Genomic DNA, 21,181 nt, shown 5'->3' with positions numbered 1-21,181 from the left:
GACGAGGAATCGTCATCGTTCGCCGAGGACGAGTCGTCCGCCGCCGCGCTGGTGAATGCCCAGACCTGACGGAGGACAGTGACCATGGACGACACCATCCTCGAGATGCGTCGTATCACCAAGACCTTCCCCGGCGTGACCGCGCTGGAGGACGTCACCCTTGCCGTGCGCCGCGGGGAGATCCACGCCATCTGCGGTGAGAACGGCGCCGGCAAGTCCACCCTGATGAAGGTGCTGTCCGGCGTCCACCCGTCCGGCTCGTACGACGGCGAGATCCTCTTCGACGGCAAGCCGATGCAGTTCCGTGGCATCCGCGACAGCGAGGCCAACGGCATCGTCATCATCCACCAGGAGCTCGCCCTGGTGCCGTACCTGTCGATCGCGGAGAACATCTTCCTCGGCAACGAGCGGCGGGGCCGCACCGGGCTCATCGACTGGAACTTCGCCAACGCCGAGGCGGCGAAGCTGCTGGCATCCGTCGGGCTGCACGAGAACCCGGTCACTCCGGTGATCCAGCTCGGCGTCGGCAAGCAGCAGCTGGTGGAGATCGCCAAGGCGCTGTCGAAGAAGGTGCGCCTGCTGATCCTTGACGAGCCGACCGCCGCGCTCAACGACATCGACTCGGCTCACCTGCTCGACCTGTTGCGGGCGCTCAAGGAGCAGGGCATCACCTGCATCATGATCTCGCACAAGCTCAACGAGATCACCGCCATCGCCGACTCGACCACCGTCATCCGCGACGGGCGGGCGGTGGAGACCCTCGACATGACGTCCGAGGACGTCAGCCAGCAGCGGATCATCCGGGGCATGGTCGGGCGCGACCTGGACAGCTTCTACCCCGACCGCGAGTCGTCCCCGGGCGAGGAGGTCCTCCGCATCGAGGACTGGACGGTGCGGCACCCGGTCCAGGACCGGATGGTCGTCGAGGGTGTCGGCCTGTCCGTCCGCGCCGGTGAGGTCGTCGGCATCGCGGGCCTGATGGGGGCCGGGCGGACCGAGCTGGCCATGAGCGTGTTCGGCCGCTCCTACGGCCGGGACATCAAGGGCCGACTCTTCGTCCACGGGCGGGAGGTGCAGGCGCGCACCGTCGCCGAGGCGATCGACAACGGCATCGCCTACGTCACCGAGGACCGCAAGCGCTACGGCCTCAACCTCATCGACGACGTGCGGCGCAACGTGTCCGCCGCCGCGTTGGACCGGCTGTCCCGCCTGGGCTGGGTGAACGGCAACGAGGAGATCAAGGTTGCCGAGACGAGCCGCAAGGAGATGAACATCCGGACGCCGAGCGTCATGGCGGTGGTCGGCAAGCTCTCCGGCGGCAACCAGCAGAAGGTCGTGCTGTCGAAGTGGCTGTTCACCGACCCGGATGTGCTGATCCTCGACGAACCCACCCGGGGAATCGACGTCGGCGCCAAGTACGAGATCTACACGATCATCAACCGGTTGGTGGCCGCCGGTAAGGCGGTGATCGTCATCTCCTCCGAGCTGCCGGAGCTGCTCGGCATGTGCGACCGGATCTACACCCTCGCCGCCGGCCGGATCACCGGCGAGATGCCGGTGGCCGAGGCAACTCAGGAGAGCCTCATGGAGCTGATGACAAAGGACAAGGAGCTCGTCGGATGACCGACACCAAGACCCCTTCGACGGAGCGCCCGACGCCCCCGGACAGCGCACCCGCCGCCGCCCTGCACAGCGGGACGAGCGACCTGCGGGCGCTGGTGCTGAACAACCTGCGGCAGAGCGGGATCTACGTCGCCCTGGTCGTCATCGTCGCGCTCTTCGCGGTCCTGACCGACGGGGTGTTGCTGAGCCCCGGCAACATCACCAACATCGTCCTCCAGTACTCGTACATCCTGGTCCTCGCGATCGGCATGGTCATCCTGATCATCGGCGGGCACATCGACCTGTCGGTCGGATCGGTGGTCGCGCTGACCGGAGCGGTCTCCGCCGTCCTGGTGATCCAGCAGGGTCACCCGTGGTGGATCGGCGTCGTGGCCGCGCTCGTCGTCGGCGTCGCGGTCGGTGCCTGGCACGGCTTCTGGGTGGCGTACGCCGGCATTCCGGCCTTCATCGTGACCCTGGCCGGCATGCTGCTGTTCCGGGGTCTCACCCTGCGGGTGCTCGACAACATCTCGCTGTCGCCGTTCCCGTCGGAGTACCAGCAGGTCGCGGCGGGCTTCCTCAACGGCCTGCTCGGCGGCAACGGTTTCGACGCCTTCACGTTGCTGATCGGCGCCATCGCCGTGGCCGGCTACGCGGTCAGCGGCTTCCGCACCCGAGTGGCACGGATCCGCTACCAGCAGCCGGTCGAGTCGTTCCCGCTCTTCGTCGCGCGGGTCGTGCTCGTCGGCGCGGTCCTCATGTACTTCGCCTGGCAGTTGGCGCACGCCCGAGGGCTGCCGATCGTGCTGATCATCCTGGCGTTCCTGGTGCTGGTCTACGGCCTGCTCACCCGGCGTACCGTCTTCGGTCGCCAGGTCTACGCGATCGGCGGCAACCTGTCGGCGGCGGCGCTGTCCGGGGTGAAGGTCCGCACCGTCAACTTCTGGATGTTCGTCAACATGGGCTTCCTGGCGGCGGTCGCCGGCGTCATCTACTCGTCGCGGTCCAACGGCGCCCAGCCCGCTGCCGGCAACATGTTCGAGCTGGACGCGATCGCCGCGGCCTTCATCGGCGGCGCGGCGGTCACCGGCGGCGTGGGCACCGTGGTGGGCGCGATGGTCGGTGGTCTGATCATGGCGGTGATGAGCAACGGCATGCAGCTGATGGGCATCGACCAGTCGACCCAGTCGGTGGTGAAGGGGCTCGTCCTGCTCGTCGCGGTCGCCTTCGACGTCTACAACAAGCGTCGCGCCGGCACGGCCCGCTGACACCTGCGCCACGCCGAAGTGGCCCCTGACCGCGCGACGGTCAGGGGCCACTCTCGTGTGCGAGGCCGAACTCCGCGATCTTGCACTTTGTGTCGACGTTATGCGGCTTACACGGCAGAAGTCGGGACAGGAACTGCAAGATCGACGGGGCGGGGCGGGGCGGGGCGGGGCGGGGCAGGGGCGGGCGGGGGTTAGTGGCAGGTTGCGGTGCCGCTGTCGGTGTAGGTCTGGCCGGCTACCGGTACGAACTGCCAGTCGTAGCTGGTGTTGTGCAGGGTGAACTTCAGGACGCCCCAGGCCGAGCTGTTGCGCGCCTCGCTGTTGGGCTGGATGGTGCCGAAGCCGTAGTGGCTCGCGCCGCCCATCCCGGCGACGAAGCTGCGCAGACCCCGGCTGGAGTCGGCGCTACCGGACGGGTTCATCGGGGCGAACCGCTCGTACACGTGGTTGTGTCCCCACACCACGACGTCGGCGTTGTAGTCGTAGAGGGCCTGGTAGAGCGGGCGCGTCGACGTCGACGGCGCGTGGTTGGAGCTGGACGTGAAGAGCGGGTGGTGCCAGTACGCGATCGTGCACGGCTTGCTGCTGGCCGCCAGGTCGGCGCGCAGCCACTGCTCCTGGGTCGAGCCGGCCGACATGCTGATGTTCGAGTTCAGCGACACGACGTGCCAGTTGCCCAGGTCGAACGAGTAGTAGCCGCGACCGCTCGGGCCGGCGGACGTACCGAAGTAGTTGTAGTAGCCGGTCGCGCCCGACGTGTTGTAGTCGTGGTTGCCCGGCGACGGACGGGTGCGGGACTTGTGCCGGCCCCAGGTGGGCTCGTAGTAGCTGGTGAACTGCGACGCGGTGCCGCTGTCGTAGACGTTGTCGCCGGTGGTGAAGACGGTCCCGGAGATGCTGTCGAGCAACGTCGCGGTGGCGCTGTCGCCGGAGCCGGAGTCGGCGATGTCGCCGGCACCGACGAGCACCGGGTCACCCGACGGGGGTGGCGTGGTGGTCCCGGTGGTGACCACCAACTGCGGGGCGTCCGCGCCACTCTCGCGGGTGTCGTAGTAGGCGCCGTCGCCGCTGGCCGAGGTGGCGCCGAAGCTGTACGTGCCGTTGCCGGTGACCGCGGCCGTGACGTCGAGCTCGTACCAGCTGTTGCCGCTGACCGCGCCGATGGTGCCCAGCGTGGCGCCGTCGATGGCCGGCTGGTTGTTCCAGGTGGTGCCGGTCTCCGACCAGGTCGTGTTGGACATCCGGCGGAACGTGCCACCGGCGTCGCTGCCGCTGTTGCCGCTGATCGTGCGCAGCCGCAACCTGGCGCTCGTCACGGTGCCGCTGACACCGCTGACGCTGAAACGCAGGAACGAGCGCCGCACCGGCGAGTTGTCGACCACGACCTGCGTGGACGTGCCGTAGTTGGTGGCGGCCGTGTCGCTCTGGACGTAGGTGTCGGCGACCGGCGTGAAGGTCACGCTCGCCGCCGACGCCGCGCCGGCGCCGGTCACGACGACGGCGGCGGTCGCGGCGACGATCACCGTGACCACCCCCAGCGTCACCGACGGGCGGGGGAATCGAATGTCCATGCAGGACTCCTTACCTCGTGGGAAGAGCGCATGGAATGTAGGAAGGCCGATGAACCTGCGCACTGCCGCCAGATGAACAGTACGCTCGAACAACGAAACTCTTCGATGTTTGTCGGCTGTTCATCCGTCGCACGTCTGCCTGACGCCCACGGTCCCTTGCGGCCCTTCCGACCCGGTCGCCACGATGGCTGACCGTTGGTCGTCGACCCGAGGAGATGCGCGTGTACCTGTCGACCGTCTCCCGGCCCGCCGCCGAGGAACCTGATCCCGGGCCACGACGCCGCCGGTTCGCGATGGTCAGCGGCAACGTCGTCGCGCTCGGCACGGTCAGTCTGATCACCGACGTCTCCGCCGAGATGGTCGCCGCGGTCCTGCCCCTGTATCTGGTGCTGGGCCTGCACCTCAGCCCGGTGGCCTTCGGCGTGCTGGACGGCGTCCACACCGGTGCCACCGCGCTGCTCCGGGTCGTCGGTGGCTTCGCCGCCGACCGCTTCCGGCGGCGCAAGCTGATCGCCGGCGTCGGGTACGCGCTCTCCGCGGTCGCGAAGCTCGGCCTGCTGCTCGCCGGCCGGTCGATCCCGGCGATCGGCGCCGTCATCGCCGTCGACCGGATCGGCAAGGGCGTCCGGAGCGCCCCACGGGACGCGCTGATCACGCTCTCCACGCCGCCCGAGGCGCTGGGTCGGGCGTTCGGGGTGCACCGGGCGATGGACAGCGTCGGCGCGTTCCTCGGGCCGCTCGCCGCCTTCGCGGTCCTGCTCGTCGTCGGGCAGTCGTACGACGCGGTCTTCGTCACCAGTTTCTGCGTGGCGGCCCTGGCCGTCGTGGTGCTCGTCCTCTTCGTCCGGGAACACCCACCCGGCGAGGCGGCGAACGGGCCGAACGACCCGAAGGTCTCCGTCCGCGAGGCGTTCGGCCTGCTGCGCGGCGGGCCGGCCCGGCGGTTGGTGCTGGCCGCCGCGATGCTCGGGCTGGCCACCATCGGGGACGGCTTCGTCTACCTGCTGCTGCAACGTCGGATGGACCTCGGGCTGCGCTGGTTCCCGCTGCTCGCGGTGGGGACCAGCCTGGCCTACCTGCTGCTCGCCGCCCCGCTCGGTGTCCTCGCCGACCGGGTCGGCCGCCTGCCCGTGGTGATCGGCGGCTACACCGCCCTCGGCGCGACGTACCTGCTGCTTGCCGGCCCGGTCGACGGATGGCCGCTCATCGCGTTGACGTTGACGCTCTACGGCGCGTTCTACGCGGCCACCGACGGCGTGCTCATCGCGCTCGCCGGCCCGGTGCTGCCGGCGCGGCTGCGAACCACCGGAATCGCGTTGGTGCAGACCGGGCAGGCCCTCGCGTACCTCGTCTCCTCCGTGCTCTTCGGTCTCGCCTGGCAGGCGTGGGGGCCGGAGAACGCGATCCGCGCGGCGGCCGTGGCCGTCGCGGGCGTCCTGGTCGGCACACTGCTCCTCCTGATCCCCCCGTCCCGACTCACCACCCGGAAGGTGCCCCGATGACCGCGATGTCGACCCGAGCGAAGCTCGGCGTGGTGGTCGCCTCGGCCGTGCTGCTGGGCGCGGCGGCGGCCGGCTACGCCGCCACGGCCGCGGAGGCGCCCCCGCTGCCGGCGGCCACCAGTGGGGAGCAGGCGGTCACCCTGACACCCGGGCCGCGCCTGCTGGCGATCACCGACCGGCACGTCTCCACCGTCGCCGCGACCGATCCCGCCGGGCCGCGTACCGTCGCCGGCCTGGAATGCCTCCGGGTGTACGCCGCCGCCGGCACCGGCGTCTGTCTGAAGCCGGAGACGGCGTGGTCGTACCAGGTCGTCGTGCTCGACGCGACGCTGCGCCAGACCCGGGCGGTGAGCGTGCCCGGTCTGCCGAACCGGGCCCGGGTCTCGGCCTCCGGCCGGATGGTCTCCTGGACCACCTTCGTCGGTGGCGACTCGTACACCTCAGGTGGTTTCTCCACCCGCACCGGGATCCTCGACACCCACACCGGTGCCACGGTGCCCTCGCTCGAGGGGTTCGCGATCACCCGGGAGGGCCGGGGCTACCGCAACGCGGACGTCAACTACTGGGGCGTCACCTTCACAGCCGACGACAACCGCTTCTACGCCACCATGTCGACCGGGGGCAAGCGGTACCTCGTCCGGGGTGACCTCGCCGCCCGTACGGTCGAGACGCTGAAGGAGAACGTCGAGTGCCCGTCGCTGTCACCGGACGGCACCCGGCTCGCGTTCAAGGAGGCTGTCGACGCCGACCCGGCGAAGGGCTGGCGGCTGTCGGTCCTCGACCTGGCGAGCATGCGGGTCACCGCGACCGCCGAGACCCGCAGCGTCGACGACCAGGCCGCCTGGCTGGACAGCGGGAAACTCGCCTACACGCTGCGCCGGGACGACGGTCAGCCCGACGTGTGGAGCGTCCCGGCGGACGGGTCCGGTCCGCCGGCGCTGGTGATCCCCGGCGCCGAGTCGCCGTCGCCGTTGACCTGACGGTCCGCGGGGGGCCCGGCGGCCCGGACACCTGAAAGCCTTGGCGTGGACAGCATTCCGTCATGTCGGATTCCGCCCCGCAGCCATCGCCGTTCATCGACGTTCCCGAGGCTGTCGACCATGACAAGGCTGAGCCGTCGCATCTTCGTCCTCGGTGGACTCGTGACCGCCGGAGTCGCGCTGACACCCCGTCAGGGTGCCCGCGCCGCGGTGCCGTACCCCTTCAAACTCGGTGTGGCGTCCGGTGACCCGGCGCCCGACAGCGTGGTCCTCTGGACCCGGCTGGCACCATCCCCACTCAACGCCGACGGGCAGGGCGGCATGGCCAACGCCGACGTGACAGTCGAGTGGCAGGTGTCCACCACCGACAGGTTCACCTCGCTGGTCGCGTCCGGCTCGGTGGTCGCCCGTTACGCCGACGCGCACTCCGTACACGCCATCGCGGGCGGGCTCGCCGCCGACTCCGACTACTACTACCGCTTCCGCGCCCAGGGGCAGATCTCGCCTGTCGGGCGGACCCGCACCGCCCCGGCGCCAAGCGCCTTCGGCCGCGACCTCGTGATGGCCTTCGCCTCCTGCGCCCACTACGAGGCCGGCTACTACACCGCGTACCGGCGGATGGCCGAGGACAACCCCGGCCTGATCCTGCACCTCGGCGACTACATCTACGAGGGCGGCGTCGGCAGCTCCACGGTGCGCCAGCACGTCGGCACCGAGATCGTGTCGCTCGCCGACTACCGCCGCCGGTACGCGCTCTACAAGTCCGACCCGGACCTGCAGGCGGCCCACGCGGCGGCGCCCTGGCTGGTGGTGCCGGACGACCACGAGGTGGAGAACAACTACGCCAACATGGTCCGCAACGACAGCAGCCCGACGCTGACCGCCGCGCAGTGGACCGCGCGACGGACCGCCGCCTACCGGGCCTACTACGAGAACATGCCGCTGCGGCCGGCCTCCGCCGCAAACGGCAACAGCATCCCGTTGTACCGACGGGTCCGGTGGGGGCAGCTCGCCACCTTCCACATGCTCGACACCCGGCAGTTCCGCGACGACCAGGCCTGCGGAGACGGCTGGAAGGTCTGCGCCGACGCCGACCTGGCCTCCCGGTCGCTGACCGGCGCCACCCAGGAGGCCTGGCTGCTCGACGGGCTGGCCCAGCGCTACGGCACCTGGGACATCCTCGGCCAGCAGGTCTTCTTCGCCCAGCAGCTCGACGCGAACGGGGCGGCGAGCATGGACGCCTGGGACGGCTACCGGGCCTCCCGCAGCCGCATCCAGACCGGCTGGCAACAGCGTGGGGTACGCAACCCGCTGGTGCTCACCGGCGACGTGCACCGGTCGTGGGCCAACGACCTCAAGGCCGACTACGCCAACGCCAACTCGGCCACCATCGGCACCGAACTGGTCTGCACCTCGATCAGCTCGACCGGCAACGGCAGCGGCAGCACCACGGTCCCGAACGCGGCGGCCAACCCGCACCTGAAGTTCTACTCGGACCGGCGCGGCTACGTCCGTACCACGATCGGCCGCAGCCAGGTCCGCGCGGACTTCCGCGCGGTGAACACGGTGACCGAGCACGGCGCCGCGGCCTCCACCGTGCGCTCGTTCGTCATCCTCGACGGCCAGCCCGGCCTGCAGGCCGGCTGAGGGAGAGAGCCACCATGACCGCGATTACCGCACTGCTCACCGCGTCCCTGCTGGTCCCGAACGTGGTGCCCGCCCCGACCGCGATGACCGCCGAGGCGGTCACCTGGACCACCGCGAACAGCGTCGCCACCGGCGACCAGGACCTGCCCTCCATCGCCATGAACCGCAACGGTCACGTCGCAGTGGTCTGGGAGGACGACCGGGACAGCACCGCCCCGCAGGACGACACCCACAGCGAGATCTACCTCCGGCTGTTCCGCGACGGCACGCCCGCCTACGAGCTGAAGCTCTCCGGCGGGGGAACCAGCGGGGCCGCCTGGCGGCACCTCAGCCCCGACGTGGGGCTCGACGACCGGGGCAACGCCGTGGTGGTCTGGGCCGCCGACGGCGACGGCAACGGCGTCTACAACATCCAGTACCGGGTGGTGTCACCCGCCGGCGCGGTGCTTGGCTCGGGGCAGGCCAACGCCAGCGACGCCGGGCAGCAGATCTGGCCGAAGGTCTCGGTCGACCCGGACGGCGCGCCCAGCAACGCCGCCGTCGGCTTCACCGTGGTGTGGGAGGACGTGCAGGGCACCGCCCCCGCCACCGTCAAGGCGGCCGGCTTCACCGCGGCCACCACCAAGGCGTACGAGGTGACGGCCTCGCAGACGACGGGCCAGCACCACCGCCCCGACGTGGCGGTGTCCGCCTCCGGCGAGGCCCTGGTGGTCTGGGACGAGGACGCCGACGCGAACGGCTCGTACAACATCGGGTTGACCCGGCTGGCCCGGTCCAACGGTGCGGTGGTGCTGTCGCGGCGGACGGCCAACGCGCAGAGCGGCGGGCAGCAGCAACGTGCCTCGGTGGCGGCGAACTTCGCCGGTGACTTCACGGTCGGGTGGGAGTCCGACCACACCGGCACCCGGGGCGTCTGGGCCCGGTCGTTCACCGCGGCCGGCACCGCCTGGCACGACGAGGTTCCGGTCTCCACCGGCACCGGCGCCGTCGTGCCCAGCGTCGGCATCGACGACCAGGACAACGTCGTGGTGGGCTGGACGGTGTCCGGCGCCAACCCGGACGTCTGGGCGCGCGGCCTCAACCCGGACGGCACGTCCACCGGCCGGCTGGCCGCCCAGGCGCTGAGCCAGACGACGACGGGTCGGCAGGAGCACTTCGCTGTCGCCGCGTCGCCGTGGGGTGAGGTGAGCGTCTGCTACACCGACGACAACGACGGCAACACCTTCGACCAGGTGCTCCTCGGTCTGGGGACGACGAACTCCACCTGGCTGATGTCCGCCGACGAGCTGCGCCGGCTGAAGGCGCGGGCGGGCGTGACGACCCACTGAGCCGGGCCCGACCCCCTCGGGTCGGGTGACGTCGCGGTGTCCCGCTCTACCGGGGACACCGCGACGTACCGGGTCGACGCCGATCAGTCGGCGGTGGGACGCCCGATCAGCCGAAGAGCAGGTCCAGGTGGGCGTCCAGCGCGCCCAGGGCCTCGTCGGCGGTGTACTGGCCGCCGAGCAGGTAGACACCGAGCCCCTCCATCAGCGCCAGCAGGCCGGCTGCGGCGGCGGCGCCGTGGCGGTCGGGGAGGACGCTTGCGATGAACCCGGTGAACTCCGCGGTGTCCTCGTGCAGGCCGGGCGCCGCCGACGGTCGCACCGCCGTGTAGGCGAGGAACGCGAGCGCCACCCGCCCGTCGTCGCGGGTGCGGTCGTCGAGCGGCAGCAGCGCGGCGAGCATCGTGCGCAGCAGCAACCGAGGCGGCGGGTTCGCGCCGAGCCGCGCCACCGCCTCGGTGACCCGGAGTTGACTGCGCTCGCGTACCACGCTCAACGCGAACGCCATCATCTCGTCCTTGGTCCGGAAGTAGTGCTGGACCATTCCGGCGGACACCCCGGCCGCGGCAGCCACGTGTCGGAGGCTCACGGCCTCCAGGCCCTGGTCCGCGGCGACCCGCATCAGCGCGTCCGCGATGAGGGTGCGTCGCTCCTGGTGGTCGACCTTCTTGGGCATGGCCTCGATCGTTTCACAGTGGGTGACCCGGATGACCCGCCAGCGGCGGCGGTCAGCGGCTGACGGTGGTGCCGGCGGGAGTGCCCCGCGCGCTGCGCAGCAGGCCGTCGGGGTCGTCGGCGTACAGTCGCAGCTCGTTCATCGGCGTGGCACCGGTCCTGGCCAGGTCGAAGGTCAGCGGCCGGCGGAGCAGGACGTCGATGCTCGTCTGGCTGCCGACCGAGATGGAGACCACCTTGCGGTCGCCCTCCTGCTCGACCTGCACCGACCTGCTCGACGGCAACGAGCGGTGGCGCTTGCGCAGCGCCTCGACGTCGCTCCACGGGATCCAGATGTCGATCCCCGAGCTGAGCCGCACCCGCAGGCCCCGGTCGCCGACGAGGTGGGGGTGGATCGTCATGCTGGCGAACAGGCCGATCATCCAGAGCAGACCCCAGATGCCGAGGCCCAGCACGATCCAGCGGGCCGGCCGCCACGGCACCACGTGGGTGACGACGATGTCGAAGATCGGGATCTCCACGACCGACAGGGCGATGAAGATGCCCAGGATCGGCTTGACCACGCCGAGGTAGCCGAACGGCTCGTCGCCGGGCTCCAGCGGCAGTGGGCGGCGGCGGGCCCAGACGTACAGGCTGCGCCACGTGGCGGCCTCGGCCCTGGCCGCCCGACGCAGCAGCGGGCCCACCCGCGCCACCGTCGGTGCCTTCGTGTCGGTCATCGTGATCCTTCTCGCTCGGGGGCCAACGGTCAGTGCAGGGTGATGGTTCCGGCGGCACCGTCCACGGTGACGAGCTGTCCGGTGGAGATGGTCCGGGTGGCGTCCGGCACGCAGATGACCGCGGGAATGCCGTACTCCCGGGCCACTGTCGGGCCGTGCGCCATGATCGCGCCGGTCTCGGTGACGAGCGCCGCGGCGGTGAGGAACAGCGGGGTCCAGCCGGGGTCCGTGGTCGCGGCCACCAGAACCTCGCCGGGCTCGATGTGGGCGGTGCCCGGGTCGTGGACGACCCGGGCGGGCCCGGTCACCCGGCCCGCCGACGCACCCACGCCGGCGAGCGTCCCGTCGTCGGCCGGCGTCGGCGGTAGGACGGTCTCGACGTCGGTGCCGTCGGAGAGCAGCGCCACCGGCACCGTCGGCCGCCGCAGCTCCCGGCGGTGCACCGTCCGTCGGGCGGTGACGGTGTCGCGCAGGTCGACACCCTGGTGTACGACGGTGTGCACCTCGTCGAGGGTCAGGAACATGATGTCGTCGGCCTGGTCCAGCAGCCCGGAGTCGTGCAGGTCGGCGCCGATGAGCAGCAGTTGGCGTCGGGTCTCCCGCAGCGGGTACAACCCGGCGAACTTGCCGGCCTCGCGCAGCCCGGCCAACGACCGTGCCCGGCGCAACAGGAACCCGGCCAGCCGGCCCCGCACCGGACGTCGGCGGCGGGCTCGGGTGACCAGCTCCCGCAGCGCCGTCTTCGCCGACACGGCGGACCGCTCGAAGCGCTTGTCGGGGCCCTGCTGGGGATCGGTGACCCGCAGGTAGTTGGCGACCGCGGCGAAGACCGGCGTCGGGTCCTCCGCCCAGCGCGGCACCCCGAGGTCGACCTCCGCGGCGCCCCGGTGGCCGTAGTCGTCCAGGAAGGCCGCCATGCCGACGTCGGGCAGCGCCCCGCGCAGGTAGCGCGCGGCCAACTCGGCCGGCGGGGTGTCGAGGAGGAGCTGTCGGTGCTCGCCCGCGCCCTGGGCGAGCCGCCACAGGGCCAGGTCCATCTCGATGGTGACGTTGTGCGGCATGCCACCCAACACGGCGTGGATCTCGTCCGGGCCGGCGACGCCCTTGAGCAGCGTGGTCGGCAGCGCGGCGGCGAGCATGCCGGCGACGATCGGCCACATGATCGCGTCGGCGCTGTCCTCGTCGCCGTCGCGCTCCTGCACGAAGCGCAGCCGGTCGGCGGTGGTACGCAGGTCGGCGGGGGCGGCTGAGCGTACTCTCAGCTGCTCGACCGCCGCGAACATCCGGGTCCGCGCGGCCTCGGGACGGGCCAGCGCCCGCAGGATGCCCACCACCGCGCGGCCGGCCGTCCGCAGCGACGCGGCCCCCGGTGCCCCGCCGCGCCCGGCGCCGCCGCCGGTCGGGGCGAACCGGGGGTCCGCAAGCACGTGCTGCATCACCGCCTGGGCGCGTGGCCCGAAGTCGACCGCCAGGAGCTTCACCAGTCGTTTGCGGGACGAGCGGTCGCGCGCGAGGTCGGTCAGGTCACCGTAGAGGCGGCCGCCGATGTCGACGATCTCGACCCGCACCCCGAGCGCGGCGAGCATCGCGGCGATCTGCGCGCGCAGCGTGGACATGCCCATCGGGGTGACCGGTTGGAGCATGCCTTGGACGTGCCCGAACTCCAGGTAGACCCGGGGGAGGGGTTTCCCGCTCGGTGGCGGGGCGGGGAACAGGCTGGTGATCGGCCGGGACTGGAGCAGCCACAGCACGTCGTCCGCGTCGATGGCCCACTCGACGTCCTGCGGGCAGCCGAAGCGGGTCTGCAACCGTACGCCGGTGGCGCGGAGGCGGGCCAGCTGCGCGGACGTCAGGCAGCCGGTGTCGTCGCGCGTGACCTCGTCGAGCACGTAGTGGTCGACGATCGCGGCGCCGTCCACGACTGTGGTGCCGAGGCCGGGAGCGGCGTCGACAGCCATCTCGTCGCGGCGTCCGGTCAGCGGGTTCGCGGTGAACAACACCCCCGCCACCGTCGGTGTGACCATGCGCTGCACGACGACGGCCATCCGGACCGCTTCGTGGTCGATGCCCCGGGCGTCGCGGTAGGCGGTCGCGCGGTCGCCGTGCAGCGAGTCCCAGCACTTCTCGATGGCGGCGACAAGCTCGGCGCTGCCCGTGACGTCGAGGACGGTGTCCTGCTGCCCGGCGAAGCTCGCGTCCGGCAGGTCCTCGGCGGTGGCGCTGGAGCGCACCGCCACCGGGCCCGCGCCGAGCCGCTCGTACGCGGCGACGACCTCGGCGACGGGGACGACGCCGACCCGGTGTGCCTCGGTGGTGACGCAGAACCCGTCGGGGACCTGCTCGCCGTGCCGGATCAGCTCGCCGAGCCCGGCCGCCTTGCCGCCGACCAGATCGGTCAGGGCGGCGGTCACCTCGGACAGTGCGATCACGTGCATGGCGGCCCACTCTCGTTGCAATACAACTGCATTGCACATGACGGTATCTCGTTTGCGATGCGACTGCAATGTCACCGCTGCGGGGGTGTGGCCTCACGGCGGAGAGGTTGCCGGCATCTGCCATGCTCGGGCCGGTGACGACCGGCCGCCCCAGCACAGCCCGCTCCCACCGCCGCCCCCGACGTCGTTCCCTCCGCATCGTCCTCGCGCTCGTCGCGGTGGCGGCCCTCGTCGGCATCGCGGTGGTCGCGGTGCCGATGCTGCGCCCGGCCGGGCCGCGCCCGCTCTTCCAGATGCCGGTGACCTGCGGCGAGACGTGGCAGCTCAGCACCTACCCCGGTCACGACGACTACGACGTCGACTTCTTCCCGACCGAGGGCGAGACGTGGGGGCGGCCGGTGCTCGCGTCGTACGCCGGCACGGTCACCGTGGCGGGCATCAACGGCTCGCTCGGTGGCCGTAACCCGGAGAACCCGGATGGCCCGCGGGGGCGGGGCGGCGGTTACTGGGTGAAGATCGACCACGGGGGGAAGTGGGAGACGCAGTACCTGCACCTGCTCGAACCGCCACTGGTCACGGTTGGCCAGAAGGTCGCCCAGGGCGACCAGATCGGGAGGCTCGGCAGCACCGGCAACTCCGGCGCGCCGCACCTGCACTACGAGCAGCGGCGCGGTTGGGACAAGGTCGAGACCCACTTCGACGGTATGCCGTCGGGCATCACCACCGACGAACGCGAACAGATCCTCCGGCGGGTGAGCCACAACTGTCCGGCTGTCCCCTGAGGAATGCGGTTTGCCGGGCACGGCTCGGGGCACTGATTCGGGAGACAGTTTCGACCGCAGGGAGGAGCCAGCCATGGTCAAGGGTGACGTCGACACGTACCACGAGGACGGGCAGTGGAAGAACAAGCCGGAGGGTCACGAGCGGGCCACCAGCACGCATGACGTGAAGGCCGACGCGCAGGCCCAGGGCCGCGAGATGGCGGCCGACCGTGGCGTCGAGCACGTGATCAAGAAGCAGGACGGCACGATCGGGGAGAAGAACACCTACCCCCGCAGCCGCGACCCTCGGGACATCGAGGGCTGAACCTCTCCTTCTTGCGGACTGACCTCCTCGGCTCTGGCCGGGGAGGTCAGTCCGTTGATATGCGGGGTGGCCGAGCTTCCGGGTACGGGAATTATGGGCGTTTTGGGGGGTTATAGTCCAGATCGGGACTGAAGTGAAAGCTGGGAGTGGACATGTCGTTTCGGGGCCGGCGTCGTCCGAGCAGCATCGCAGCGCTGGCGTCAGCCGTGACCGTGGGCGCTCTCGCGGTCGCGGTCACGCCGTTGCCGGCGTCGGCGGCCGGTTCCGTTCTGTTCGACCAGCCGTTCCGCAACAACACCGCGAACGGCATCGGCGCGGTGGCGGTGCCAGCCGTGCCCGGCGTCCTCGCCACCAACGCCGCCTGCCTGACCGCAGCCGGCAACTCCACCACCGGTCCGCTGCTCAGCTGCACCAGCTCCACCGACCCGCAGGGCTCGGGCAAGCTGCGCCTCACCCCCGCCGCCGTCACCCGGCAGGGCGGGGTGTTCGGGGCGGTGAGCGTGCCCACCTCGCAGGGCCTGCACGTCACCTTCAACACCTACCAGTACGGCGGCACCAACCCCGGGGCGGACGGCCTCGCCTTCGTACTGGCCGCCGTGGACCCGGCCAACCCGAGGTCACCGTCGACCCTCGGCCAGCCGGGCGGCTCGCTTGGTTACTCGGCGGCGTTCAACGGCGTGTCCGCGGGTCTCTCCAACGGCTACCTGGGCGTCGGGCTCGACGTCTTCGGCAACTACAGCAACAGCACGTACCAGGGCACCGGCTGCACGAACCCGCCGTACATCTCGACCACCGGCGGACGGGTTCCTGGCCAGGTGGTGATCCGCGGGCCGGGCCGCACCGGCGTCGGCTACTGCGCGATCAACAGCACCGCCGGCAGCACCTCGACCCCTGCCCTTCCGCTGCGGGCCAGCACCCGGGCCGCGTCCGTGGTGCCGGTCGAGGTCGTCATCAACACGACCACCTCCCCGTACACCACCGACACCGGCATCACCACACCCGCCGGCCAGTACCGGGTCCGGTTCACCCCGGTCGGCGGGTCCGCCCGGACCATGGAGGGCACGCTTCCGGCCGTGTCGCCGAGCCTGTATCCGTCGCCGACCTGGCTGACCGCAAGTGGCTATCCACGGCAGGTCGCCTTCGGTTGGGTGGGCTCGACCGGCTCGGTCACCGACTTCCACGAGGTCGACAACGCCCGGGCGGTCAGCTTCAACCCGGTGCCGGACCTGAACGTCACACAGGCCAGCGCGGTCGCCGCCGCCCCCCAACCCGGCGACCCGGTCACCTACTCGATCACCGCCGGGGTCGACGCCGGCGCCACCGAGACGGCGCCGATCTCGGTCACCCAGACCGTGCCGGCCGGGGTCGTCCCGCGCGCCGCCTACGGTTCCGGCTGGGTCTGCGCCGAACCGTCCGGCCAGACCGTCACCTGCACCAACAGCAACGGACCGTTCGCCGGTGGCGCCTCGCTGCCGCCCATCACGGTCGTCGCGACGATCACCGGCACCGGGGTCACCCCGACGCAGATCCAGACCGGGACAGTGGCGACGTCGTCGTCGATCGACGCGAACCCGGGCCTCGCCACCGGCACCACGCCTGTCGCGCCGGCCACCGCGCCCAGCGGCGTCACCGTCGCCCCGGCCCAGAGTTCGGTCTCCGGGGGCATCCCGGTCACCGTCAGCGGCAGCAACCTCACCGGCGCGACAGCGATCACCATCGGTACGGCCGCCGAACAGCAGGCCGGCACGTCGGTGCTGCTGGTGCCGTGCACCTCCGGCCCGGCCGCCGGCTGCTTCACCGTGAACCCCAACGGCACCCTCGCCGTCTCCGCCATGCCCGCCCGGTCCAGCCCCGCGACGGTCACGGTAAGCGTCGTCACCCGAGGCTCCGCCGGGTCGGCGAACTTCGTCTACGCGTCCACGCCCGGTACGCCGACCACGCCCACCGCGGTCGCCGGTGTCACCAGCGCCACCGTGAGCTGGACTGCGCCGGCGAACAACGGCAGCCCGATCACCAGCTACCTGATCACCCCGATCCGGGACGGGGTCACCCAACCGACCCTCACGTTCGACGCCTCCACCACCAGCCGCACCCTGACCGGGCTGACCGCGGGCTCGTCGTACGCCTTCCGGGTCGCGGCGGTGAACGCGTTCGGAACCGGCGCGGCAAGCCCACCCTCGGCGGCGGTGGTCCCGTACACCCTGCCGGAAGCGCCGACGAACGCCTCGGCCACGGCGGGGACCAACGCCGCCAGGGTGAGCTGGACGGCCCCGGCCAACGGGGGGTCGCCGATCACCGGTTACACCGTGACGCCCTACCTGAACGGTGTGGCCCAGGCCCCGCAGACCTTCACCGGAACCGCCACGGCCCAGGTCGTCACCGGGCTGACCGGCGGTGCCTCCTACACCTTCCGGGTGGCCGCGACGAACGCCGCCGGGACCGGCCCGCAGTCGGCCCCCACCACGGCGGTGACGGTCAACGCGTCGCCCACGCTCACCTTCCCACCACCCCCACCCGGCAAGGCGTACGACCCGTACCAGTACCAGTTGACGGTGACCGGCGGCACCGGCCCGTACACCTGGGCGGTAAGCGCCGGGAGCCTGCCCGCCGGGCTGACCCTCGACCCGCTCACCGGCCTGCTCTCCGGCACCCCCACCGTCGCCGGGACGTTCCCGTTCACGGTGCGGGTCACCGACTCGTTCGACAGGTCCGCGAGCCGGCCGGTGCAGCTGGTCATCACGCCGCTCGGCGGGCTCTCCATAAGTGTTCCGGCGATCTCTGGACTGGGCACCGTCAGCTCGGGCGCGACGGGTGTCTCGGGCCAGCTCGGCCCGGTGACGGTCACCGACGACCGGGGCCCGTACTCCGGGAACTGGGTCACCGTCGTCTCCAGCACGAACATGACCACGGGCTCCGGCTCGGGCGGCGAGTCCATCCCCAACAGCAACATCACGTACGCCTCCGGGGAGGCCCTCGCGACCACCGGCGTCGGAACGTTCGTCCCACAGCCCGGGGCGGTGCTGAACACGCCGCGTACCGCCGCCGGGTGGTCCGGCCAGGCCGGGGGCCCGAACACCGCCACCTGGAACCCGACCCTCTGGGTGACCCTGCCGTCCGGGGTCGTGGTCGGCAACTACGTAGCGGTCGTCACGCACTCCGTCATCTAGCACCCCGCCCCGCCCTGCCCCGCCCCGCCCTGCCGTGCCGTGCCCTGCCCTGCCCCGCCCTGGCCTGCGTCGATCATGGAGTTGTGGTGGGTGACAAACCATCCGTGTGGCGCCCGAACTGGGCACCACAACTCCATGATCGACGTGGTCGGACGGTGCTGCCCGGCCGTTCCGGGGGGAACGGCCGGGCAGTGTCGAGGGACGGGGGCGTCAGACGAACTGCATCCGGTGCCGGCGGACGAGATACCAACCACCAAGGGTGACAAGCACCAGCAGGGCGATCCCGCCGACCGTGTAGACCAGCCAGCTCGGCCCGCTCGACGTCGCGACCGCCATCGGCGCGGCGACGGGGAGGGCGATCGTCCCGGTCGCGGTGCGTTCCACGGTGCCGCTGGCGAGCTTCGCGTGCACCTCCCAGGTGCCCGCGGGCAGGGACTGGTTGACCTCGATGCGGACCTGGCCGTTCTGGCCGGGCAGGATCGTCACGCCGTTCGTCACCTTGAACGGGCCGGCCTGCACCGCCGCCTTGCGCAGCGTCAGCGTCCCGGTCATGTCCAGCGCGCGCTGGCCGGTGTTGGTGACCGTCGCGGTGACCACCGGGAACTCGCCGGGGCCGGGCTCGGCGGCCAGCCCGTCGATCCGGAAGTCCGTCGGCGGCTCACCACCCGGACCGATGTCGAGGTAGACGCGGATGCCCACCCGGTGGATCTGGGTGACGTTGCCGGTGCGTTCCTTCGCGCTGGTGACCTGCGCCCAGATCGCGGCGTACCGCTCGCCCTTCGACGCCTTCCTCGGCACGGCGATCTCGACCTCGACCGGCCGTCGCTCGCCCGGCCCCAGCTCCATCGTGGCGGTCCTGAGTCGGATCCACCCGCTGAGTTCGTTGCCCGTGCGTGCCTCGGGCACGGTGAAGGCGTTGTTCTCGACCGACGCCGCGCCCGAGTAGAACTCGATCTTCTGCGTCTCGGCGGAGGTGTTCTGCACCTCGACCCGGCGGTTGATCGTCGTCCCGGGCTTGAGGTGGTCCACGATGTACACCTGGGCGCGCGGGTCCTGCACCCGACTTGCCGGAATGTCCAGCATGCGGATGCTGATGGCGGCCTCCTCGGCCGGGTCCTGTCGCTGCTCCCGCACGGCAACGGCTGGTGCCGCCGAAACCCCGAGCGCCACGAGGGCGACCGAGGCCAGCAACACCAGCCGGCCGAGCGGCTCAGAACACCGAATGTGTCACCGTCCCGGTGTAGACACCCTGGACGGTGCCGACGGGGATGTTCACCACCAGAGTGGGGTTCCAGGTGGCGAAGTTGTTGCCGGTGCCACCGGTGTGGCTCATCGCCGTCCGGGGGACGTTGATGATCACCTGCTGGGCCGCGGTGGGCTGACCCGGTGTGAAGGTGCCACCACCGGCGGTCGCGGTGGCGGGGCCGGACCAGTACAGGACGTTGATGTTCGGGATCGTCTCGCCGGAGGAGCCGCCGCCGGTGGTGAAGTCGGTGGAGATCACGTTTGCGGTCCAGTTGGGGGTGAGCGACCCGCGCTGGTCCAGCACCGTGACCGGGCCGAGCTGGCCGGTGACGGTGGAGCCCTCCACGCCGTGTCCGATGTTCGCCGTCGCCGGAACGGTGATCGACAGGCCACCTGCGGCGTCGACGGTGAGGGTCACGATCGTGTCGCCGGTGGTGTCCGCGGCGGCCGGCCCGGCGAGCGCGACGACGGCGGCCACGCCGGCCATGCCCGCGAGAATCTTTCTACGCATCAAGTCTCCTTTGTCCGAAAGAACCCTGAGAAGCAGTTAAGAGACTAACTACGCAAAACGCCCATAAAGGCCGGAATGGCGCGAGCATCACCCGTGGGCGGTCGATGATCGTGCTCGATCCTGGATGTAGTGGCGTCGTGTGTGCGGGAGGGGCCTGTTTCCTGGATCGAGCACGATCATGGATGGTCCGCTGCGCGCGCTGGGTCCGCTGCGCGCGCTGGGCCCGCTGCGCGCGCTGGGTCCGCTGCGCGCGCTGGGTCCGCTGCGCGCGCTGGGTCCGCGCGGAAAGCGGGCACGGCAAGGGCTCGGCGCCGTGCTGGCCGCCGAGCCCCGCGAGCAGATTCAGGCCGGGACCACGTACGGGAACGTGGCCGAACGGGCGGCCTTCGTGACCTCCGAGCTGAGACCGGACGTGGTACCGGTGTTGAGGACCAGGGAGAACATCACCTCTGGTGCGTTGTCGGCCAGGGCGCGGCCGTTGCGGACCGCGAAGCCGAAGTTCGCGGCCGTGCCGACCTTGTAGGACAGCAGGTCCGGGTAGAGCTGCCGGGCGACGCTCCAGCCGTACGCCTGTGGGTCCGGTGCGGTGCCGTTGGCCTTGACGACCCCGGCGACCGCGTTGGCGATCTCCTCGCCGCCCTCGGTGAGGTCGCTGCCGGGGTGCCTGAAGTTGGCGGGGTCAGAGAAGTCGGTGTCGTGGGGCCAGAAGATCGGCCACATCATCGGGTGCCCGGCGCGGTTGATCTGCCGCCAGCCGCCGGCGTCGGTGGCCAGCATGGTGCGGCACCAGACGCCGATCTCGGTGCCGTCGCGCAGGAGTGGCTCGTCATGGGAGACCTCGAGGACTATCGACTCGACGGTGGTGCCGGCGAAGCTGTTCTTCGCCTGGTCGACCCGCCACGCCGAGCGGTCCACCGGCGAACCGTTCTTGACCGCGCCGTTGATGGTGGCGAGTTCGTCGAGGTCGACGAAGAAGGGATCGGTGATCCGCCCGGCCCAGATCCGGACGTTGCCGCCGGTCGTCACCTCGCCGGTCCGGCCCTCGGCGACCGGGGTGCCCATCGCGGCGTCGTCGCGGGCGTCCGCGCCGGTCAGCTCGTACAGCTGGAGGGCCTGCCGGGCGTCGCCGTCCGGCTCGCCGAAGGCGAACCGGTAGGTCAGGTCCTCCACCTCGGTGCCGTTGATGTGAATCTTGATCTCGTAGCGCGCCTCGGCGTGGAAGCCGCGCTTGATGTCGGCCTTGGTCACCGAGCTGTTGACGTCCATCACGAACACCGTGGCGCGGTCGCCGTTGAAGACGTACAGATCGTCGATGTACAACTGGCCGCCCTGGGCGGCGAGTGGGGTATCGAGGTGGTGCGACATGGGCTCACTCCCGGAACTGCCGGATTCTGGACTAATCCGAACATAGTGGGCGTGAGCCTGGCTCCCGGCCCATCGCGTCAATC

16 protein-coding genes are annotated in these 21,181 nt (G+C 71.1%); 9 read left to right on the top strand and 7 right to left on the bottom strand.

Features of this window, described 5'->3' with window-relative positions; all coding sequences use genetic code 11:
* Positions 1-84 precede the first annotated feature (84 nt).
* Both mmsA and mmsB read left to right on the top strand, forming a co-directional pair.
* A complete protein-coding gene (gene mmsA / locus ACWER9_RS13900) occupies positions 85-1,623 on the top strand; it encodes a multiple monosaccharide ABC transporter ATP-binding protein (protein WP_452302189.1) in 1,539 nt (512 codons plus the stop codon).
* A complete protein-coding gene (gene mmsB / locus ACWER9_RS13895; protein ID WP_452302188.1) occupies positions 1,620-2,870 on the top strand; it encodes a multiple monosaccharide ABC transporter permease in 1,251 nt (416 codons plus the stop codon). Before mmsA ends, mmsB begins: the two co-directional genes overlap by 4 nt.
* 191 nt (positions 2,871-3,061) lie before the next feature.
* On the opposite strand, the gene ACWER9_RS13890 is transcribed toward mmsB, so the two are convergent.
* Entirely contained in the window at positions 3,062-4,441 is a 1,380-nt protein-coding gene (locus tag ACWER9_RS13890) for a CBM96 family carbohydrate-binding protein (protein ID WP_452302187.1), read from the bottom strand.
* A 215-nt stretch (positions 4,442-4,656) separates the two neighbouring features.
* Here ACWER9_RS13890 and ACWER9_RS13885 point away from each other — a divergent pair, with 215 nt between their 5' ends.
* From ACWER9_RS13885 to ACWER9_RS13870, 4 genes are all read left to right on the top strand, one after another.
* Complete coding sequence (locus ACWER9_RS13885) at positions 4,657-5,943, top strand: MFS transporter (protein WP_452302186.1); 1,287 nt, start codon at positions 4,657-4,659, stop codon at positions 5,941-5,943.
* On the top strand, positions 5,940-6,923 hold the full coding sequence (locus ACWER9_RS13880; RefSeq protein ID WP_452302185.1) for a TolB family protein: 984 nt from the start codon (positions 5,940-5,942) through the stop codon (positions 6,921-6,923). Before ACWER9_RS13885 ends, ACWER9_RS13880 begins: the two co-directional genes overlap by 4 nt.
* A 120-nt stretch (positions 6,924-7,043) precedes the next feature.
* Positions 7,044-8,570, top strand: coding sequence for an alkaline phosphatase D family protein (locus ACWER9_RS13875; RefSeq protein ID WP_452302184.1), 1,527 nt, complete (start codon positions 7,044-7,046; stop codon positions 8,568-8,570).
* A gap of 14 nt (positions 8,571-8,584) precedes the next feature.
* Positions 8,585-9,898, top strand: coding sequence for a hypothetical protein (locus ACWER9_RS13870; RefSeq protein WP_452302183.1), 1,314 nt, complete (start codon positions 8,585-8,587; stop codon positions 9,896-9,898).
* 106 nt (positions 9,899-10,004) lie between these two features.
* Here the strand turns inward: ACWER9_RS13870 and ACWER9_RS13865 are convergent, their stop codons facing one another.
* From ACWER9_RS13865 to ACWER9_RS13855, 3 genes are read right to left on the bottom strand one after another with little or no spacing between them, the layout of a single operon-like run.
* Positions 10,005-10,571: a TetR/AcrR family transcriptional regulator gene (locus ACWER9_RS13865; RefSeq protein WP_452302182.1), complete on the bottom strand. Its 567-nt coding sequence runs from the start codon at positions 10,569-10,571 to the stop codon at positions 10,005-10,007.
* Between the two features lie 52 nt (positions 10,572-10,623).
* Positions 10,624-11,289, bottom strand: coding sequence for a PH domain-containing protein (locus tag ACWER9_RS13860; protein ID WP_452302181.1), 666 nt, complete (start codon positions 11,287-11,289; stop codon positions 10,624-10,626).
* A gap of 29 nt (positions 11,290-11,318) precedes the next feature.
* Positions 11,319-13,724: a PEP/pyruvate-binding domain-containing protein gene (locus ACWER9_RS13855; RefSeq protein WP_452302180.1), complete on the bottom strand. Its 2,406-nt coding sequence runs from the start codon at positions 13,722-13,724 to the stop codon at positions 11,319-11,321.
* Between the two features lie 134 nt (positions 13,725-13,858).
* Between ACWER9_RS13855 and ACWER9_RS13850 the strand changes: the two genes are divergently transcribed.
* The 3 genes from ACWER9_RS13850 to ACWER9_RS13840 all read left to right on the top strand — a co-directional run bounded on the left by ACWER9_RS13850 (position 13,859) and on the right by ACWER9_RS13840 (position 17,977).
* A complete protein-coding gene (locus ACWER9_RS13850) occupies positions 13,859-14,506 on the top strand; it encodes a M23 family metallopeptidase (RefSeq protein WP_452302179.1) in 648 nt (215 codons plus the stop codon).
* A 73-nt stretch (positions 14,507-14,579) separates the two neighbouring features.
* Positions 14,580-14,810 (top strand): DUF2188 domain-containing protein, encoded by a 231-nt coding sequence (locus ACWER9_RS13845; protein ID WP_366611463.1) that lies wholly within the window; start codon positions 14,580-14,582, stop codon positions 14,808-14,810.
* 152 nt (positions 14,811-14,962) lie between these two features.
* Entirely contained in the window at positions 14,963-17,977 is a 3,015-nt protein-coding gene (locus ACWER9_RS13840; RefSeq protein ID WP_452302178.1) for a fibronectin type III domain-containing protein, read from the top strand.
* A 210-nt stretch (positions 17,978-18,187) separates the two neighbouring features.
* Here ACWER9_RS13840 and ACWER9_RS13835 read toward each other — a convergent pair whose 3' ends face one another.
* The 3 genes from ACWER9_RS13835 to ACWER9_RS13825 form a co-directional block, all read right to left on the bottom strand.
* Complete coding sequence (locus ACWER9_RS13835) at positions 18,188-19,111, bottom strand: hypothetical protein (RefSeq protein ID WP_452302177.1); 924 nt, start codon at positions 19,109-19,111, stop codon at positions 18,188-18,190.
* A gap of 76 nt (positions 19,112-19,187) precedes the next feature.
* Positions 19,188-19,733: a hypothetical protein gene (locus tag ACWER9_RS13830; RefSeq protein ID WP_452302176.1), complete on the bottom strand. Its 546-nt coding sequence runs from the start codon at positions 19,731-19,733 to the stop codon at positions 19,188-19,190.
* Between the two features lie 342 nt (positions 19,734-20,075).
* The gene (locus tag ACWER9_RS13825) at positions 20,076-21,098 is read right to left on the bottom strand and encodes a DUF4331 family protein (protein ID WP_452302175.1); all 1,023 of its coding nucleotides are present in this window, start codon (positions 21,096-21,098) and stop codon (positions 20,076-20,078) included.
* Positions 21,099-21,181 lie beyond the last annotated feature (83 nt).

This window comes from Micromonospora sp. NPDC003944 (genome assembly GCF_053605225.1).
This window is presented reverse-complemented; position numbering and strand designations above follow the sequence as displayed.

Excerpts from the sequence above, each read along its gene's own strand:
- mmsA (WP_452302189.1), top strand. The coding sequence starts at position 85 with ATGGACGACACCATCCTCGAGATGCGTCGTATCACCAAGACCTTCCCC.
- mmsB (WP_452302188.1), top strand. The coding sequence starts at position 1,620 with ATGACCGACACCAAGACCCCTTCGACGGAGCGCCCGACGCCCCCGGAC.
- ACWER9_RS13890 (WP_452302187.1), bottom strand. The coding sequence starts at position 4,441 with ATGGACATTCGATTCCCCCGCCCGTCGGTGACGCTGGGGGTGGTCACG.
- ACWER9_RS13885 (WP_452302186.1), top strand. The coding sequence starts at position 4,657 with ATGCGCGTGTACCTGTCGACCGTCTCCCGGCCCGCCGCCGAGGAACCT.
- ACWER9_RS13880 (WP_452302185.1), top strand. The coding sequence starts at position 5,940 with ATGACCGCGATGTCGACCCGAGCGAAGCTCGGCGTGGTGGTCGCCTCG.
- ACWER9_RS13875 (WP_452302184.1), top strand. The coding sequence starts at position 7,044 with ATGACAAGGCTGAGCCGTCGCATCTTCGTCCTCGGTGGACTCGTGACC.
- ACWER9_RS13870 (WP_452302183.1), top strand. The coding sequence starts at position 8,585 with ATGACCGCGATTACCGCACTGCTCACCGCGTCCCTGCTGGTCCCGAAC.
- ACWER9_RS13865 (WP_452302182.1), bottom strand. The coding sequence starts at position 10,571 with ATGCCCAAGAAGGTCGACCACCAGGAGCGACGCACCCTCATCGCGGAC.
- ACWER9_RS13860 (WP_452302181.1), bottom strand. The coding sequence starts at position 11,289 with ATGACCGACACGAAGGCACCGACGGTGGCGCGGGTGGGCCCGCTGCTG.
- ACWER9_RS13855 (WP_452302180.1), bottom strand. The coding sequence starts at position 13,724 with ATGCACGTGATCGCACTGTCCGAGGTGACCGCCGCCCTGACCGATCTG.
- ACWER9_RS13845 (WP_366611463.1), top strand. The coding sequence starts at position 14,580 with ATGGTCAAGGGTGACGTCGACACGTACCACGAGGACGGGCAGTGGAAG.
- ACWER9_RS13840 (WP_452302178.1), top strand. The coding sequence starts at position 14,963 with ATGTCGTTTCGGGGCCGGCGTCGTCCGAGCAGCATCGCAGCGCTGGCG.
- ACWER9_RS13830 (WP_452302176.1), bottom strand. The coding sequence starts at position 19,733 with ATGCGTAGAAAGATTCTCGCGGGCATGGCCGGCGTGGCCGCCGTCGTC.
- ACWER9_RS13825 (WP_452302175.1), bottom strand. The coding sequence starts at position 21,098 with ATGTCGCACCACCTCGATACCCCACTCGCCGCCCAGGGCGGCCAGTTG.